Below are 16281 nucleotides of genomic sequence, written 5' to 3'. Positions count from 1 at the left end.
CGGGGCGCTCAGCCGCCCTTGACCGCGCCGGCGGTCAGCCCGGCGACGATCTGCCGTTGCGCGAACATGGTCAGGACCAGCACCGGCAGCGTCACCACGAGTGCCGCCGAGGCGAGCGGTCCCCAGCTCACCTGCTCGTAGGACAGCATGTTATAGACGGCGACCGGCAAGGTGCGCGTCTCGCGGCTGGCGAGCACCACGCCGAAGACGAAGTTGTTCCATGAGAAGATGACCGACAGGATGAAGGCGACGACGATGCCAGGCTTGGCGATCGGCAGCGCCACCAGCCGGAACACCTGCCAGGAGGTGGCGCCGTCGATATTGGCCGCCTCCTCCAGTTCCATCGGCGTCGTTTCGAAATAGCCGATCATGACCCAGACCACGATCGGCACCGTCACCACCAGATGGATGATGATCTGCGGCCAGAGCGTGCCGAGGATGCCCAGCCACTGGAACAGGAGGAAGAGCGGGATGAGATAGGAGAGCCCCGGCGTCATCCGGGCGATCATGATGACGACCGCCGAGCGCTCCGCCTTGAGCCTGGCGATGCCGTAGCCGGCCGGCACGCCGATCAGCAGCGCCAGCAGCGTCGCCGTGCCGGTCACCAGCACCGAGTTCCAGAGATAGAGGAGGAAATTGTTCTCCTCGAACACTTTCGCGTAGTTCGACCAGGCGAAGCGCTCGGGGATCAGGATCGGCGGGTAGGCGCCGTTGTCGATCTCGAATTTGAGCGACAGCGAGATCATCCAGAGGAAGAACAGGATCGCCGGCGAGACGAGCACCAGCGCCGCGAAGAACAGGCCCAGCTTGTTGAGCAGCCGCGAGCTCATCTATTTGCCCTCCGCGTCGATCCATTGCGAGCGCTGGCGCAGCATCAAGAGGATGAAGGACAGCGCCACGATGACGATGAAGAAGACCACGGCCATGGCCGAGCCATAGCCCATGTCGTAATAGGAGAAGGCGGTGTTATAGAGATAGATGTTGATCGTTTCCGACGCCGTGCCCGGCCCGCCCTGGGTCATCGCGTAGATGATGTCGAAGCTCTTCAGCGCATCGATCGTGCGGATGATGACCGCGATCATCAGGAACGGCGCGATCATCGGCAAGGTGAGGTAGCGGAACTGCTGCCAGGCATTGGCGCCGTCGATCTCGGCGCTCTCGAACGGCTCGCGCGGCACGGACGCCAGGCCGCCCAGCACGATCAGCATCACCAGCGGCGTCCACTGCCAGGTCTCGACCGCGACCAGCGAAGGAATGACGGTGTTGGCGTTGAATATCCACTCCTGCGCCGGAATGCCGACCAGCGACAAGAGGTAGTTGAGCACGCCGAGCTGCGGATGGAACATCATGGTCCAGACCAATGCCACGGCAACGGGCGTGGCCATCATCGGCATCACGAAGATGCCGCGCAGCAGGCCGCGCAAGGCAAACCTGGCGTCGAAGATCAGGGCAGCGACGGTGCCGAGGAACATCGGCGCGACCACCGACAGGAAGGTGTAGGTCAAGGTATGCCAGAGCGATTCCCAGAAGCGCGGATCGCTCGCCAGGCGCAGGTAGTTTTCCATCCCGGCGAAGCTTCGCGACTGGCCGAGCGTCCAGCTGTTGACGCTCATCCATAGCGTGAAGGCCCACGGAAAGACGATCACCGCGCCGACGACGACGAGCGCGGGGACGACGAAAGGCCAGTAGTTGGGAGCCAGCCGGACCGGCTGGCTCTCCTCGATGGCTTGCGTCGTCACCCCCGCGCGTTCTGGGGCGATGGCGGACATCAGCCCTGCTCGCTCCTGTCGAGAACCGGCTGGAACTGCTCGGTGGCCTTCTTCAGCTCCGCGGCGGGATCGGCGCCGGCAATCATGTTGGTCAGGGCCACGCCATAGATATCGCGGAACTCGGTGACGGGGATGATGACCGGCAGCGCCAGCCGGCTGATGTTGCCGGAGCCGATCACGGCGTCCAGCCAGCTCGACGGCATCGTGACGCCCTCACGCACCTTGGGGTCTTCGAGCACGGATTTGCGGAACGGCACGCCGGCGCCGGCCTGCAGCAGGCGCGCGCCCATGGCCGGCGACACCGCCCACTGGCAGAACAGATAAGCCGCTTCCTTCTTCGAGCTGGCGGACGTCACGCCGATGCCGTCGCCGAACGTACCCGAGGCATGCGCTTTCGGCCCCTTTGGCATGACGCCGTAGCCGACCTTGCCGACCACCCGCGATTTCTCCGGATTTTCCATGGGCGGCGCGAACCCGACGCCGTCGAACCACATACCGATCTTGCCCTGCAGGAAGGCGGATTGCGCCTCGGCCCAGTTGAAGCCGGTGACGCCGGGAGGTGCGGCCTTGGTCATCAGCCGCTGGTAGAGGCTGGCGGCTTCGACCGCTTCCGGCGATGTCGTGCGCAGCTTGCCGTCGCTGCCGAGCGGCGTCATGTCATAGCCGAGCATCAGCGACGTCCAGACCGGCGTGTTGGCGTTTTTGAGACCGCGGGCGACGAAGCCGAACGTGTTGCTCGACGGGTCCGTCAGCGCTTCGGCGGCGGCCACCAGCTGCTCGAAGCTCTCGGGATATTTCAGCCGCTTGGCGTCGAACAGCTCCTTGTTCCAGTAAAGGATCCAGTAGTCGACGGAGAACGGCAGCGAGCGCAGCGCGCCCTGGCTGTCCTTGGCGAACTGCATGCCGGCCTCGGCGAAGTCGCTTGCGACCAGCCCCGGATCGGTGAGGCCCGGATCCGCAAGATAGCCGGAAATGTCGGCCAGCCAGCCGCCCTTCTCGAACTGCCGCTTCTGCACATGGTAGCTCAGATGCACGACATCGAAGCTGGGCTTGCCGGAGCTGAGCTCGATCACCGTCTTCTGGCGCTGCTGCTGTTCGGGCGTGGCCTCGGCATTGACCTTGATGCCGGTCAGCTCCTCGAACTCGGCGAGGTTCTTCAGGATGGTGTCGCTGCGCGGGCTCTTGACCAGATTGACGTCGAGCGTCGTGCCGGCAAAGCGCTTCCAGTCGACGCCCGCGGCGAGGCCCGGACGAAGACCTGCAAGGCCGGCGGCGGCGAGTGCGGCTGTTCCCTGGAGCAGCTGTCTCCTGGTTGGGCTGAATGGATTGGACGACATTTCTTCCTCCCGGTTGTCGTTGTCGATAGCGCCGCGACGATTGCGGCGCGGGTCTTCCTCAAATTTGGAGCGCCAGCCGGCGCGCATTGTCGATGTGCTGGCTGATCGCCTCGACCGCCTTCTGCGGATCGCGTTTCTCCAGCGCGTCGATCACCGCCAGATGCTCGCGCATGACCGGCACGACGCGACCGTCGATGCGAAACCGCTCTTGGTGGATCAGCCTGATCTTCACCGAATTGACCAGATAGGCCTTGGCGATGATCTCGTTGCCCAGCGCGCTGATGAATGTGTCATGCATGGCCCAGTCGATGCTCTGCGCCCTGGCTTCCATTTCCGGCGTCGGGGTCTGCGCCAGCGCCTGCGCGAGCATGTCCTCGTGCTCGCGCCGCAGTCGGGCAATCTCGGCGTCGGAAGCGTTGACGGCAAACAGCGCGACCGCCTCGCGTTCCATGAACAGGCGGAACTGGAACGCCTCGCGGATCAGGCTGATGTCGATGTGCGCGATCTGCATGCCGCGCTGCGGGATCGTGGTCAGCAGCCCTTCCGCCTCGAGCCGCGGCACGATCTCGCGGATGGCTCCGAGCGGCAGGCCGGTGAAGGCGACCAGTTCGCGCTGCGACACGAATTGACCCGGCTTGAGGTCGCGGGCCAGCAGATGCCGCGTGAAGCTGGCATAGGCCTTTTCCCTCAGGGTTGCCGGCTCGCTCGTGTCGTCCATGCCGATCAGCGCCCTCCGCCGCTCATGCCGCTTGCGTCGAGAACAGCCGGTCGTAAGCGGCACCGAGCTGCTGCCGCTCCGGTGGCGCGACCGGCTCGAGCGGCGGCCGGACCGTCAGCCAGCGTTCGTCGCCGGTCTGGCGCGCTACCATCGCCTTCACCGCCGGGATGACCGGATGCCTGAGCAATTCGAGGACGAAGCCCTCCACGCGGGAATCGTCGCGCCCGCTGTCGATCATCGCGCGAAGCTCGCCGGCGGCGAAATTGGCCATGCCGGAAATCGCGCCCTGGCCGCCGATCCGCACCGCCGGCGCCAGATGCCGTTCGTCGCCGATCAGGATTATCAGGTCGCCATGCGCCTTGAGCAGCGCTTCGCTGTACGTCCAGTCTCCGCCGGAATCCTTGACCCCGGCGATCACGCCCGGATACGCCTTGCGCAGCCGACCGATCAGGTCGAGCGACAGCTGCACCGTAGTGACCGAGGGGATGTTGTAGAGCAGCATGCCGCGGGCGAGCGGACCGAGCGCGGCGAACACGGCCCCGAACCAGCCGAACAGCCCATCGTCGCCGACATTCTTGAAGTAGCTCGGCGGCGCGAGCAGGATGTTGCGGGCGCCGCGCTGCAAGGCCTGACGGCACTGCTCCGCGGCATCCTCCGCCGCATCGACCAGCACGCCGGCGACAAGCTGGTCGGCCGCAATACCCGCCGCAAGCATGGCATCGATGACCGCCTGCCGTTCCGCCGTGCCGACGGAAGCGCCTTCGCCGGTGGTACCGAACAGCGTCACGCTGCTGCAGCCGGCATCGAGACAAGCCCGAGCATGCGCGGTCATCAGCGGGACGGTGATCCGCCCGAATGCATCAAAGGGCGTTGTGAGCGCAACCGACAGACCAAAGCGCGAAGCCACCTGCAAAGTCTCCAATTCATCAATCTGCAGGCAGCAGTATCATGCTAACATGTTAGTTGTAAACAGAGTCCCTCGATCACGCTTGGCTGCGGCCTGAAACAGTTCACAGTGCTTGCAAGGCCAGTCCCGCCAGCGCCGATGCCGCGAGTGTCGGCAGCATGCCGACTTTCAGCTTCAGCATGGCGACCATCGCCGCCGCCGACAGCAGCGCCGCGCGCCAGTCGAGCGAGGGGAAGACCGGGACCTCCACGCCCCAGCCGATGCTCGCGACCTCGCCGAACACGACATGCAGCGCGAACCACAGCGCAAGGTTCATCACCACGCCGACGACCGCCGCCGTGATCGCGCCGAGCGCCGCCGACAGCGCCTTGTTCTGCCGCAACTGCTCGATGTAAGGCGCGCCGAGGAATATCCAGAAGAAGCAGGGCGCGAAGGTGGCCCAGAGCGTCAGCGCCGCCCCCAGCGATCCCGCAAGCAACGGGCTGAGCGTGCCGGCATGGCGATAGGCGGCGGCGAAACCGACGAACTGCAGCACCAGGATCAGTGGGCCGGGCGTCGTCTCGGCAAGCCCGAGCCCGTCGACCATTTCGCCGGGCGCCAGCCAGCCGAACGAGGTCACCGCCGCTTGCGCGACATAGGCCAGAACCGCATAGGCGCCGCCGAAGGTGACGACGGCCATCAGGCTGAAGAAGCCGCCCATCTGCGCCCACACGCTTCCCGGTCCCGCCAGCGCGGCGATCAGTGCCACCGGTCCGAGCCAGAGCGGCAGCCAGATCGCGATGGCGCGGGCCGCATGCCACCTGGTCGGCACGGTGTGGCCGAGCTCGCCGCGTTCGAACATCAGGTCGACCACGCCCCGGCTGTCGGCGGCGGTTTTGCCCTTGCCGTGCGCCGAGCCGGAAAACAGCCCTGGTGCAAAACGATTGCCGATCCAGCCGATCAGGCCTGCCGCAAGCACGATCAGCGGGAACGGCAACCTGGCGACGTAGATGGCGAGGAAGGCCGCCACCGCTATCGCCACCATGACCCGGTTCTTCAGCGCCCGCCTGCCGATGCGAATGACAGCCTCGACGACGACGGCCAGCACCGCCGCCTTGACGCCGAAGAACAGCGCCTCGATGACCGGCGCGTCGTTGTAGAGCATGTAGAAGCTGCTCAGGCCGAGCATGACCAGCGCGCCCGGCAGTACGAACAGGGTGCCGGCGACCAAGCCGCCGGCGGTCCGGTGCAGCAGCCAGCCGACATAGATGGCAAGCTGCTGCGCTTCCGGGCCTGGCAGAAGCATGCAGTAGTTCAGCGCGTGGAGAAAACGCTCCTCGCCGATCCAGCGGCGCTCCTCGACCAGTTCCTTATGCATCAGCGCGATCTGTCCGGCCGGCCCGCCGAAGGAGAGCAAGCCGATCTTTGCCCAGAGCCGCGTCGCCTCGCGAAAAGTCGGCACGGCCGGAACCTCGGCCGGCCGCGCCGCGCCGTTCTTGGCAAGCACGGTCATTGTGCCTTGCCTCCGACCGGCCAGTTATGCGTCTCGTCCGTGGCGTCGCGGCACCAGCGGAAGAACGCGTCGTAGAGGAGCATGCCGGCTTCGAGTTGCTCGAGATCGTCGCGGAACATGCGCGACAGGCCGAGCGAGGCGGCGAGGAACCCGGCCGCCTGCGGAACGAGGTCGAGCCGCGCCGTATCGGCTCCGCGCACGATCAGCGCCAAGCGGTCGAGCGCATCGACGCGCAGGCCGAACTCCTCGATCATCGTATCGAAAGTGCAGCGATCGCCGCGATGGCTCCAGAACACGCCCTCGATATCGAAGGGAATCGCCGCGAAGCGGTCCGCCACCAGCGGCACCTCGGCCGGGTCGACGAACAGGAACACCGCATCGGGATCGACGAAGCGGCGGATCAGCCAGGGGCAGGCGATGCGGTCGACCTTCGGCCGCGAACGGGTGACCCACACGGTGCGGCCCTTCTCGTCGCGGGGCGGGACCGCGCCGGCCGCGATCAACGGCGCCTTGGCGGCGGTCCAGGCCTCGAAGCCGCCTTCCAGTGACTCCGCCGGAATACCCTCATGACGCAGCCACGCGGCGACTCCTTGCGAGAGCTTCTGTCCCTTCTGGCAGATGACGACGACCTTGGATCCGGAGAACTCTGCCGCCCAGGTCGAGACGGTTCTGAAATCGCGCCGGCGGGAAGCCGGCAGCAGCCGCGGATCGGCTTCGTAATCCTCATCGACGCGCACATCGATGAGAACCGGCGCATCCGGCAAGCCGACGAGACGGGAAAGTTGCGGAATGGTGATTGCGGTCGTTGACGGCATGGCGTCCACCTCCTGAACAAAGAGAGCCTGGACGCGATCGTTGGGCTGACGCCTCACGGGGTCGTCGCGGGGAACCCCTTGCAATGATGCTGGAATGATCCCCGCCGATTGTCAAGGAAGAGCTTCTACGTTCGTCCCGTCAGAGCGATGCCGTGATGCCGCCGTCGACATAGAGGACGTGGCCGTTGACAAAGCTTGATGCATCGGAAGCCAGGAAGACCGCCGCCCCGATCAGTTCCTCGACCTCTGCCCAGCGGCCGGCAGGCGTGCGTTTCTCCAGCCAGGCGGTGAAGTTGGCGTCGGCGACCAAGGCGGCATTGAGTTCGGTGTTGAAATAGCCTGGACCGATCGCATTGACCTGCAGGCCGTATCGCGCCCAGTCGGTCGCCATGCCCTTGGTCAGCATCTTCACGGCACCCTTGGTCGCCGTGTAGGGCGCGATGCTCGTGCGTGCCAGCTCGCTCTGCACGGAGGCGATGTTGACGATTTTGCCGTGTCCGCGCGGGATCATGCGGCGTGCCACAGCCTGGCCGACATGGAACACGCTGTCGATATTGGTCGCCTTGAGCCTTTCCCAGGCATCCAGCGGAAATTCCTCGAGCGGCGCGCGAAACTGCGTGCCGGCATTGTTGAAGAGGATCTCGATCGGACCGATTTCGCTCTCGATGGCATCGACCGCTGCCGTCACGGCGACCGCGTCGGTCACGTCGAAGGCGCGAGCGTGAACCTTATGGCCTTCGGCGGCGAGCCGTGCCCGCGCCTCCTCCAGCACGCTTTCGTTGCGCGCGTTGAGCACCAGCTCCGCGCCTGCTTCGGCCAAGCCGCGGGCGATCGCGAAGCCTATCCCCTTCGAGGATCCGGTTACCAGCGCGAGCCGGCCGGAAAGGTCGAAGCGCTTGATGGCAGTTTCCCTCATCGTCACGTGCATCACCCCGGAAAGATCGTGAAGCCGCCGTCCACGCGGATCACCTGGCCGTTGATGAAGCGGGCGCGCGATCCAGCGAGAAAGGCGACAGCCTCGGCAATCTCTTCGGGCTCGGCATAGCGGTTCAGGGAACGCTTCGACGAATCCATCCTTGCCGGATCGACGACGCGTGTCGCCTGGAACCGGGCGGTTTTCGTCGCCCCGGGGCTGACTGCATTGACCCGTACGCCCTCGTCGATCAGTTCCTTGGCGAGGCAACGGGTATAGTGGACGACAGCAGCCTTGAGGGTCGAATAGACGACCTCCGGCGAGCAGCCGAGGTGAGCGGCCGCCGAGGCGATATTGATCACCGACCCTGATCCGCGCTTCACCATCGGCGGCACGAAGGCCTGGCAAACCAGCATGGTGCCGATCAGGTTGTTTTCGGTGAGCACCTTTATGTCCTCGTAGTCGATGTCGAGGGCATTGTTGGGGTTGGGCTTGGTTCCCTTGGCGCCGATGTCGCCGCCCGCGCAGTTGACGAGCACATGCACATCGCCGAGTTCCGCCTCGATCTTGCGCTTCATCTCGGCAACGGCGGCACGGTCGCCGATATTGCCGGTGACCGCGGTCACCCGGGTACCGTGTCGTCCCAGGTGCCTTGCCGATTCACCGAGGTCGGCGAACTCGCCATACTTCGCCGGTTGGGTCCAGTCCAGGTCGTGGATTGCAACGTCCGCCCCGAGTTCCGCCAGCCGGTCCGCCATGACGTGGCCGAGGCCGCGTCCGGAACCGGTGACGAAGGCGGTGACGCCGCTGAGTTCGCGAGTTGTCATGAGGGGTTCTCCAGAGTCATGAGGCCGAGCTCCTTCATGTTGGCGGCGCTACGCTGGATCATGTCGAGCTCGTAGGAAACCAGGGCGCCGTCGTCCCCGCGCTCCCAGGGGGTGCGGAAATCGGCATCGTCGGGCAGGCGATTCTTTTGCGCGGCGGCAAGGCAGGCGGCGAATTCGCGCGCGGTTTTCGGCGGATAGCCGTTCCACCAGTCGTCGAGAAGAAAGCGCACATGGCGCGCCTCAAGCGCACCCGGCTCGAGCACGGCGGTGAGTTCGTCGTGCATGTCGCCGAGCAGGGCCGCGAGGTCGCTGAAGGGCACGGCGCCGTCGCCGATGGCGCAGCGCACGAGCCGATATCCTTCGCCCGTGAACTGAACGCGGTAGTCCTTCAGGTGGACATGTCGAACATAGGGCGCGATGCGGCGGGTGAAGTCGAGCGGCGCCTCGGCGACGGGAAACGTATTGCCGGTGTCGAACGTGATGCCGACCCCTCGCCCGCCCGTCTCGCAGAACGCCACCAGCTCGGCGCTGCCGAAATCCTGATGGTTCTCGATCGCGAGCACGCGGCCTTCGGCTTCGGCCCGCGGCCCCCATTGCTGAAGCGCCGATCTGATCGAGGCGTTGAGTTCGCCCCATTTGTCTCCCCAGGCATTGCGGTCACCGCACAGAACCGGTGTCAGGCCGAGCCGAATGGTCTTCGCGCCGAGCGCGCGGGCGGAACGGAACGCGCTCTCCAGCGGCCCCATCATGTTGAGCCCGGCGCTGACGACGGGCGTCATCCCAAGCCCGTCGAGCCGCTCCTTCACGGCGGTCAGCCCGGAATCGGACATTTCCGCCAGCCATGGATCGTAGATCTCGAGCGTGCGTGCGCCGAGCTCCTCGGCCAGGGCGATGAATCCTTCGAGCCCCGCGCCCTTGGGGTTGGCGCGCGGCGTGCCGCGGCCCTGCAGCCCGAGATGATAGGTAAGCCCATACGGGTTCAAACCAACGCGGAGCATCAGGCCAGCCGATCCAACGAGGGGAGACGGAGAACCTGCATCAGCGCAGGCCCGCATCGACGGTGATGGATTGCTTGGTGATCATGCGGCTGTCGTCGGCGGCGAGAAAAAGCGCTGTGCGGGCGATCTCGTCGGCCAGCAGAACCCGTCTTATCAACTGGCGCCCGACCATCTGATCGACGGACTCCGGCGTCGTGTACCAAAGACGGCGCTGCCGCTCGGTGATCACGGCGCCCGGCTCGATGGCGTTGACGCGGATATTGTCGGGACCGAAGGCGCGGGCCAACGACCGCGTCATGCCGATGATCGCGGCCTTGGCCGTGGCATAGGCGGTCATCTGGTCGGCGCCGAAGCGCCAGGAGGTCGAGGAAAGGTTGATGATGGAGCCAAAGCCCAGCGACTTCATCTGCGGATGGACGGCCTGGGCGGCGAAGAACTGATGCTTCAGATTGACGTTTTGGGCATGATCCCAGTAGTCCGGCGTCACTTCAGCGACTGCGTGGCGGTCATCATTGGCGGCGTTGTTCACCAGGACAGCAACCGGCCCGGCCTTTTCCCGCACATTCTCGATCGCTGCGCGCAAGGCCGCGATGTCGGTCACATCGCATGGCAGGAACAGAGGCGCGTGGCGCGCGGCGCCTGCAAGCTCCGCCTTCAGTTCCCGGCCGGCCGCTTCCTGAATGTCGAGAAAGGCCACTCGCGCCGCGTTGGCCGCGAAGGCGCGAACCATTTCGGCGCCGATCCCAGAGGCTCCTCCGGTGATCAGCACGACACGGTCTGCGAGGCTTGGATAGGTGGCGAATGTCAAAGGCTGAGCTTTCAAAGAAGGGATTGGGTCGTCGGATCGAAGAGGCAGGCCCGCGCCATGTCGATGCCGAGCGTCATTGTCTCGCCCATCCGGGGGGCGCCGTCCGGGTCGAAACGGCCGGTGACTTCGAGATCGCCGAAGCGAAGTACCGCCAGGGTCTCGGCACCCGTGGGCTCGACAAGCTCGACCGGGGCCTTCACCGCCGCGATGGCGCGCTTGCGGTGCTTCAAGTCGTCCGAAAAGCGGTAAATATGTTCCGGCCGCACGCCAAGCACGACGTTCCTCGGCGCGCCGGCCGGCACCGGCTGGGCAAGTTCCAACGCTGCGGTGCCGCCATCCGCGGTCCGAACCGTGACGCAGGGCCGACCCGCCCCGTCGCCGAGCTCGGCGGGAATGAAATTCATCGCCGGCGAGCCCATGAAGCCCGCGACGAACATGTTGGCGGGGCGGCTGTAGATCATCTGAGCGGCATCGAACTGCTGCACCGACCCCTGATGCATGACGGCAATGCGCGAAGCGAGCGTCATCGCCTCCACCTGGTCGTGGGTGACATAGACCGTGGTCTTGCCGACACGGTTGTGCAGCTTCTTGATCTCGGTGCGCATGTCGACGCGCAGCTTGGCATCGAGGTTGGAAAGCGGCTCGTCGAACAGGAAAAGCTTCGGGTCCCGCACCAGCGCCCGGCCCATGGCGACCCGCTGGCGTTGACCGCCGGAGAGTTGCCCGGGCTTGCGGCCAAGCAGCGCCTCGATCTGCAGCAGCGCCGCGACGTGCTTGACGGCTTCGGCCTGATCGGCCTTCGGCACGCCGCGGCTCTCCATGCCGAAGGTGATGTTCTGGCGCACGGTCATGGTCGGGTAGAGCGCATAGGACTGGAACACCATGGCGATGTCGCGATCCTTTGGCGGCACGGAATTGACGAGCCGGTTGCCGATGCGGATTTCACCCGACGTCACGCTTTCAAGTCCGGCGATCATGGCAAGCAGGGTGGACTTGCCGCAACCGGAAGGCCCGACGAGAGCGATGAACTCTCCCGGCTGCGCTTCGAGGTTGATGCCCTTCAAGACGTCCACGGCGCCGTAGCTCTTGTAGAGATTGCGAATGGTCAGGGCGGATAGGGATTGGCTCGTCATTTGATGGCGCCCTGTGTCAGACCGCGAACGAAGTACTTGCCGCCAAAGAGATAGATCAGGAGCGGCGGCAGCGCGCCGATCAGCACGGCGGCGCTCATCACGTCGTAGCTGCGGGCGGTCGTGCCGCTCGCCGTCAGCGCGACGAGCGCGGCTGTGATCGGCTGCGCCTGGCCGGACGTGAAGACCACGCCGAACAGATATTCGTTCCAGATGCCGGTGAACTGCCAGATGACGGTCACGATCAGAATGGGCGGCGACAGCGGTATTATGATCTTCCAGAAAATCCGCCAGAAGCCGGCGCCGTCGATGCGCGCCGCTTTGATCAGGTCGTCGGGGATGCCGACATAGTAGTTGCGGCAGAACAGGGTGGTGAAGGAAATTCCCTGGACGACATGCACCAGGATCAGGCCGTAGGTCGAGTTGGTCAGACCGAGCTTTCCAAGAACGAATGCCCAGGGCATCAGCGCGATCTGCCCCGGCATGAAGACACCGAGCAGCATCAGGGTGAACAGGACCTCCGAGCCCTTGAAGCGCCATTTGGACAGCACGTAGCCGTTCACGGCGCCGAGCAGCGTGGAAATGATCGTCGCCGGAATGGTCATCCACAGCGAGTTCAGGAAATTACGTTGCATCCCCTGGCAGGTGCCGGCGATGCAATAAGTGCTCCAGGCCTGCGCCCATGCCTCCAGCCGGAAGGTCTTTGGCAGCGAGATGAGCCCGTCGCGCGCGATCTCCGCCTGCTCGCGGAAGGAATTGAAGACGACCACGAGCAGCGGGATCAGATAGATTGCGGCGAAGACCGTGAGCAGGCCATAGATCGCGAACCGGCTCCAGAAGTGCCTGCGGCTCGCTGCAGCCGCTTCCAGGTCGATGGCGGCGGCCAGTTCAGCCATTTCCTGCCTCCGCCCTGCGGCGCCACGCCACCCACAGCGAATAGGGCACCAGCACCACGGCAAGCGCTGCCAGCATCATGACCGCGGCGGCCGCGCCCTCGCCGATCTCGCCACGCTGGAACATCAGATCGTAGACGTAGATGGCGGGGAACGTGGTCGAGATGCCCGGCCCGCCGCGGGTCAGGGCGGCGACGAGGTCGAACGTCTTGATGGCGAACTGGATCTGGATGACGGCGACCGCAAGGAAGATCGGCGCGATGGTTGGCAGAATGACCTTCCTGTAGGTGCGCACGACCGATGCGCCGTCGATCTGCGCCGCCTTCACCAGATCCGGATCGACCGAGCGTAGGCCGGCCAGAAAGAGCGCCATGGCGAAACCGGAAGACTGCCAGACGCCGGTGATGATCACCGCATAGATCGCGTGGTTGCGATCGCTGGTGAGCGCGAAGCTGAAGTCGCTCCAGCCCAGCCCGCGCACCAGCGCCTGGATGCCGTCGACCGGATTGTAGAGCCAGCTCCAGACGGTGCCGGTGACGATGAAGGAAACCGCCAGCGGGTAGAGGAAGATCGTCCGCCACACCGCCTCGCCCCGCACGCGCTGGTCGATCAGGATGGCCAGCAGCAGCCCGACCGCCATGGAGCCCACGATATAGAAGCCGCTGAAGAGGAAAAGGTTGGTGTAGGCGATGTTCCAGCGCCGGTTGGACCAGAGCGATGCGTAGTTGTCGAGGCCCGTAAGGCCGTAGCTCGGCAAAAGTGTCGAGTCGGACAGCGACAGATAGAGCGTCCAGCCCGTGAACACGAAGACATAGACGAAGCTCGCCGCGAGCGAAGGGGCGAGCACGAGGATCGGCACGATCGATCCCAGACGATCCCGCCACGAGCGGGCGGGCACGGCTATCGGAACGGAAAGGTCGTGGATGGACATTGGGCTTTCCTGCCGGCCGGGCGCCGGCGCGATGTCGCGCCGGCGCCCTCCGCACCTCATTCCTGCGCTTCGGCGGCGTCGGCCATGGCGTTGGCCGCATCCTTGGCGGACATGTCCGGCGTCGCGACGAATTCGGTGATCGTGTCCATGATGGCGCCGCGGACCTTTTGCGGGATGGTCATGTTGTGGGCCATCGAGCGGACCAGCGTGCCCGCCTCGATCGAGGCCTGCAGGTCCTTCTGGGACTTCTGCTGGCAGGGATTGAAGCCCTTCGACAGATCGACGTCGAGGCGCGCCGGGATCGAGCCCTTGGCCTGGTTGAAGACGGTCTGGAACTCCGGTGACAGGATGGTGCTGGCGAGCAGCTTCTGGCCCTCCACATAGTCGGGATCCTTCTGCTGGAAGAACACGACGGAATCGGAGTTCAGGATGAAGCCGGGCTTGCCCCAGTCGGTCGGCGCCTGGGCGCAGACATAATCCGCGCCCTCCTTGAAGCCGGCGGCGGTGAGCAAGCCGATCGTCCAGTCGCCCATGATGTGGAACGCCGCCTCGCCGCGCCCGACGAGAGCCGACATCGAATCCCAGTCGCGGCCGTTCATGCCGGAGTCCATGTACTTGGACGTCATGATGCGGAATTGCTCGAAGGCCTTGACCATGCCGTCGCTGCGCATGGCGTCGACGCTGCCTTCGACGAAGGCCTTGCGATAGAGGTCGAGGTCCTGGCCGTAGACGACGACTTCGAAGACGGTGGAATCGGTCCAGTCGGCGGTCGAGTGCGAGATGCAGATCTTGCCGGTGGCCACGATCTTGTCGCAGGCTGCGTTGAATTCCGCCCAGGTCTTCGGAACTTCCGTCACGCCGGCGGCCTGCATGACTTTTGGCGATGCCCATATCCAGTTGATGCGGTGGATGTTCATGGGTGCCGCCACCCACTTGCCGCTCGGCTTCATCACCGGCAGCAATTCCGGCGCCACCACCTTCTCCCAATTCTCAGCCTTCGCGAGATCATCCAGATCGGCGGTCATGCCGGTCTTGTTCCATTCAGCGATCTCGGGACCCTTGAGCTGAACCGCCGGCGGAGCATTGCCTGCGATCACGTCGGCGCGCAGCTTGGCAAGCGTGTTGGCGGTATGGCCGGCGATCGAGGTCTGCTGCCACTTTCCACCCTTCGCCTCGAACATCTCGCCAAGCTTGGCGATGGCCTGCGCGTCCGATCCGGTCGCCCATTGGTGGAGCAGATTGGTCTTCGGCTCGGCGAGTGCTGTGTTTGCAAGAAAGGCAAATGCCGCCGTAGCGACAAGGGTCGCCCTCAGATATCTCATCGTCTCACTCCCATTTGATTTCAGCACGGTTCATCACGACCGTTTCGTCGAGACCACCCACGGATCGCAGAAGGTCTCTAGTTTTTTCTAGAATGATCAAATACGATCGGCAGTCAAGGAGTTTTAAGACAAAAATGACAAAAAGCCTGCTCAGATCGCTGCTGGACGGTCAACCTCCGGGCACGCCTGAAAGTCTGATTGTCCGCTGTCTCAGCCAGCGCGGCGCCATTTCCGCCGCGCAGATCGCCCGGCTCACCGGCTTGGCCCGCTCGACCGTCTCGACGGCTTTGACTGGTCTGAGGAAGTCAGGGATCGTGGTGGAACTGGCGGCGGCTGACGAAACGGCCAAAGGCGTCGGCCGGCCGCCGGCGACGCTGACGCTCAATCCTGAAGCCGGCACCTGCGTCGGCGTTCATCTTAGTCTCGACGAGATTCGGGTCGCTGTGGCCGACGTCTCACATTCATTCATTTCTGAAAAAATTATCCCCCTCGGCCTGGATTATCCTCCGGACCGGGCGGCAAAGCTCACCAAGGCGGCGATCGCGCAATGCTACGAGGAGAACAGCCTGTCTGCGTCCGGCCTCCTGGGTGTCGGGGTTTCTGTGTCGGGACCGGTCAGCCCCGAAGGCTTCGTCCAGCGGGCCAGCATCGTTCCCACTTGGGCTGGCGTCAACATCCGACATGTCTTTGGGCCGGTGCTGGAGCAGCCGATCTTCGCCGCCAATGAAAGCAACTGCGCCGCCATTGCCGAGATGATGTGGGGCGCCGCCGTCGGTTACGAGGACTTTGTCCTGTTCAAGATCGACCTCGGGGTGGGCGGCGCGATCGTCCAGCACGGACGCGTCGTGACCGGAATTGCCGGCGGCGCGGGCGAGTTCGGTCACATGAGCATCGATCCATCGGGCGATCTTTGCCGCTGCGGCAATCGAGGCTGCCTGGAACTCTACGCCAGCTTCAACCGGCCATTGGAGCAGATCGCGCGCGTGACGGGCCGGCGCGTCACGATGGACGACGTGATCCGCATGGCCGAGCAGGGCGATGTCGGAGCATTGCGCATGATCGAGGATACGGCCGAAATGGCGGGCCGGGGCCTGGGCATGATTGGATCCGTTCTGAACCCGCCCCTCATCATCATCGGAGGACGCATGGCGCTCGCCGGCGACATCCTGCTTACGCCGCTCATTGCAGCCTATGAACGGCACACCCTAATCAAGGCGCGGGACGTCGCCCCCGACAGGCGCACGCGAATAATCATCGGCAAGCACACCGAAAACGATGTGCTGCTTGGAGCCGTCGGCCTCGTCCTGAGCCATTACGGGCGACTTCAATAGCCATGGGGACCGGCAATGACTGCGCCAGGGAAGGATAGCACGAAGCAGCGCGAGTTAAGCCTTACGCAGCGACAGCGCCCCGTTTTGGGC

General features: G+C 64.9%; 16 protein-coding genes. 1 reads left to right on the top strand and 15 read right to left on the bottom strand.

Going from position 1 to position 16281, the window contains the following annotated elements; all coding sequences use genetic code 11:
• Positions 1–8 precede the first annotated feature (8 nt).
• The 15 genes from QAZ22_RS08985 to QAZ22_RS08915 form a co-directional block, all read right to left on the bottom strand.
• On the bottom strand, positions 9–830 hold the full coding sequence (locus QAZ22_RS08985; protein ID WP_278206363.1) for a carbohydrate ABC transporter permease: 822 nt from the start codon (positions 828–830) through the stop codon (positions 9–11).
• A complete protein-coding gene (locus QAZ22_RS08980) occupies positions 831–1769 on the bottom strand; it encodes a sugar ABC transporter permease (protein ID WP_278206362.1) in 939 nt (312 codons plus the stop codon).
• The gene (locus QAZ22_RS08975; RefSeq protein WP_278206361.1) at positions 1769–3106 is read right to left on the bottom strand and encodes a sugar ABC transporter substrate-binding protein; all 1338 of its coding nucleotides are present in this window, start codon (positions 3104–3106) and stop codon (positions 1769–1771) included. Before QAZ22_RS08975 ends, QAZ22_RS08980 begins: the two co-directional genes overlap by 1 nt.
• Before the next feature lie 58 nt (positions 3107–3164).
• On the bottom strand, positions 3165–3824 hold the full coding sequence (locus QAZ22_RS08970; RefSeq protein ID WP_278206360.1) for a GntR family transcriptional regulator: 660 nt from the start codon (positions 3822–3824) through the stop codon (positions 3165–3167).
• A 22-nt stretch (positions 3825–3846) separates the two neighbouring features.
• A complete protein-coding gene (locus QAZ22_RS08965) occupies positions 3847–4731 on the bottom strand; it encodes a dihydrodipicolinate synthase family protein (RefSeq protein ID WP_278206358.1) in 885 nt (294 codons plus the stop codon).
• A gap of 103 nt (positions 4732–4834) precedes the next feature.
• On the bottom strand, positions 4835–6223 hold the full coding sequence (gene chrA, locus QAZ22_RS08960) for a chromate efflux transporter (protein WP_278206357.1): 1389 nt from the start codon (positions 6221–6223) through the stop codon (positions 4835–4837).
• On the bottom strand, positions 6220–7038 hold the full coding sequence (locus QAZ22_RS08955) for a chromate resistance protein ChrB domain-containing protein (RefSeq protein WP_278206356.1): 819 nt from the start codon (positions 7036–7038) through the stop codon (positions 6220–6222). The genes chrA and QAZ22_RS08955 overlap by 4 nt, the downstream gene beginning before the upstream one ends.
• A 139-nt stretch (positions 7039–7177) precedes the next feature.
• Positions 7178–7954, bottom strand: a complete 777-nt coding sequence (locus tag QAZ22_RS08950; protein ID WP_278207804.1) for an SDR family oxidoreductase — start codon at positions 7952–7954, stop codon at positions 7178–7180.
• 11 nt (positions 7955–7965) lie between these two features.
• Complete coding sequence (locus tag QAZ22_RS08945) at positions 7966–8778, bottom strand: SDR family oxidoreductase (RefSeq protein WP_126091611.1); 813 nt, start codon at positions 8776–8778, stop codon at positions 7966–7968.
• Positions 8775–9776 carry a sugar phosphate isomerase/epimerase family protein gene (locus QAZ22_RS08940; RefSeq protein ID WP_278206355.1) on the bottom strand — a complete coding sequence of 334 codons (1002 nt, stop codon included), beginning with the start codon at positions 9774–9776 and terminating at the stop codon, positions 8775–8777. Before QAZ22_RS08940 ends, QAZ22_RS08945 begins: the two co-directional genes overlap by 4 nt.
• A gap of 40 nt (positions 9777–9816) precedes the next feature.
• Positions 9817–10584, bottom strand: coding sequence for an SDR family NAD(P)-dependent oxidoreductase (locus tag QAZ22_RS08935; RefSeq protein WP_278206353.1), 768 nt, complete (start codon positions 10582–10584; stop codon positions 9817–9819).
• A gap of 11 nt (positions 10585–10595) precedes the next feature.
• The gene (locus QAZ22_RS08930; RefSeq protein WP_278206352.1) at positions 10596–11717 is read right to left on the bottom strand and encodes an ABC transporter ATP-binding protein; all 1122 of its coding nucleotides are present in this window, start codon (positions 11715–11717) and stop codon (positions 10596–10598) included.
• Positions 11714–12610, bottom strand: coding sequence for a carbohydrate ABC transporter permease (locus QAZ22_RS08925; protein WP_278206351.1), 897 nt, complete (start codon positions 12608–12610; stop codon positions 11714–11716). Before QAZ22_RS08925 ends, QAZ22_RS08930 begins: the two co-directional genes overlap by 4 nt.
• Positions 12603–13538 carry a sugar ABC transporter permease gene (locus QAZ22_RS08920; protein ID WP_278206350.1) on the bottom strand — a complete coding sequence of 312 codons (936 nt, stop codon included), beginning with the start codon at positions 13536–13538 and terminating at the stop codon, positions 12603–12605. Before QAZ22_RS08920 ends, QAZ22_RS08925 begins: the two co-directional genes overlap by 8 nt.
• Before the next feature lie 56 nt (positions 13539–13594).
• Complete coding sequence (locus QAZ22_RS08915) at positions 13595–14860, bottom strand: ABC transporter substrate-binding protein (RefSeq protein ID WP_278206349.1); 1266 nt, start codon at positions 14858–14860, stop codon at positions 13595–13597.
• A gap of 314 nt (positions 14861–15174) precedes the next feature.
• Between QAZ22_RS08915 and QAZ22_RS08910 the strand changes: the two genes are divergently transcribed.
• Positions 15175–16191: an ROK family protein gene (locus QAZ22_RS08910; protein WP_278206348.1), complete on the top strand. Its 1017-nt coding sequence runs from the start codon at positions 15175–15177 to the stop codon at positions 16189–16191.
• The last annotated feature ends 90 nt before the right edge of the window (positions 16192–16281 follow it).

Source organism: Mesorhizobium sp. WSM4906 (assembly GCF_029674625.1).
Lineage (GTDB): Bacteria > Pseudomonadota > Alphaproteobacteria > Rhizobiales > Rhizobiaceae > Mesorhizobium.
This window is presented reverse-complemented; position numbering and strand designations above follow the sequence as displayed.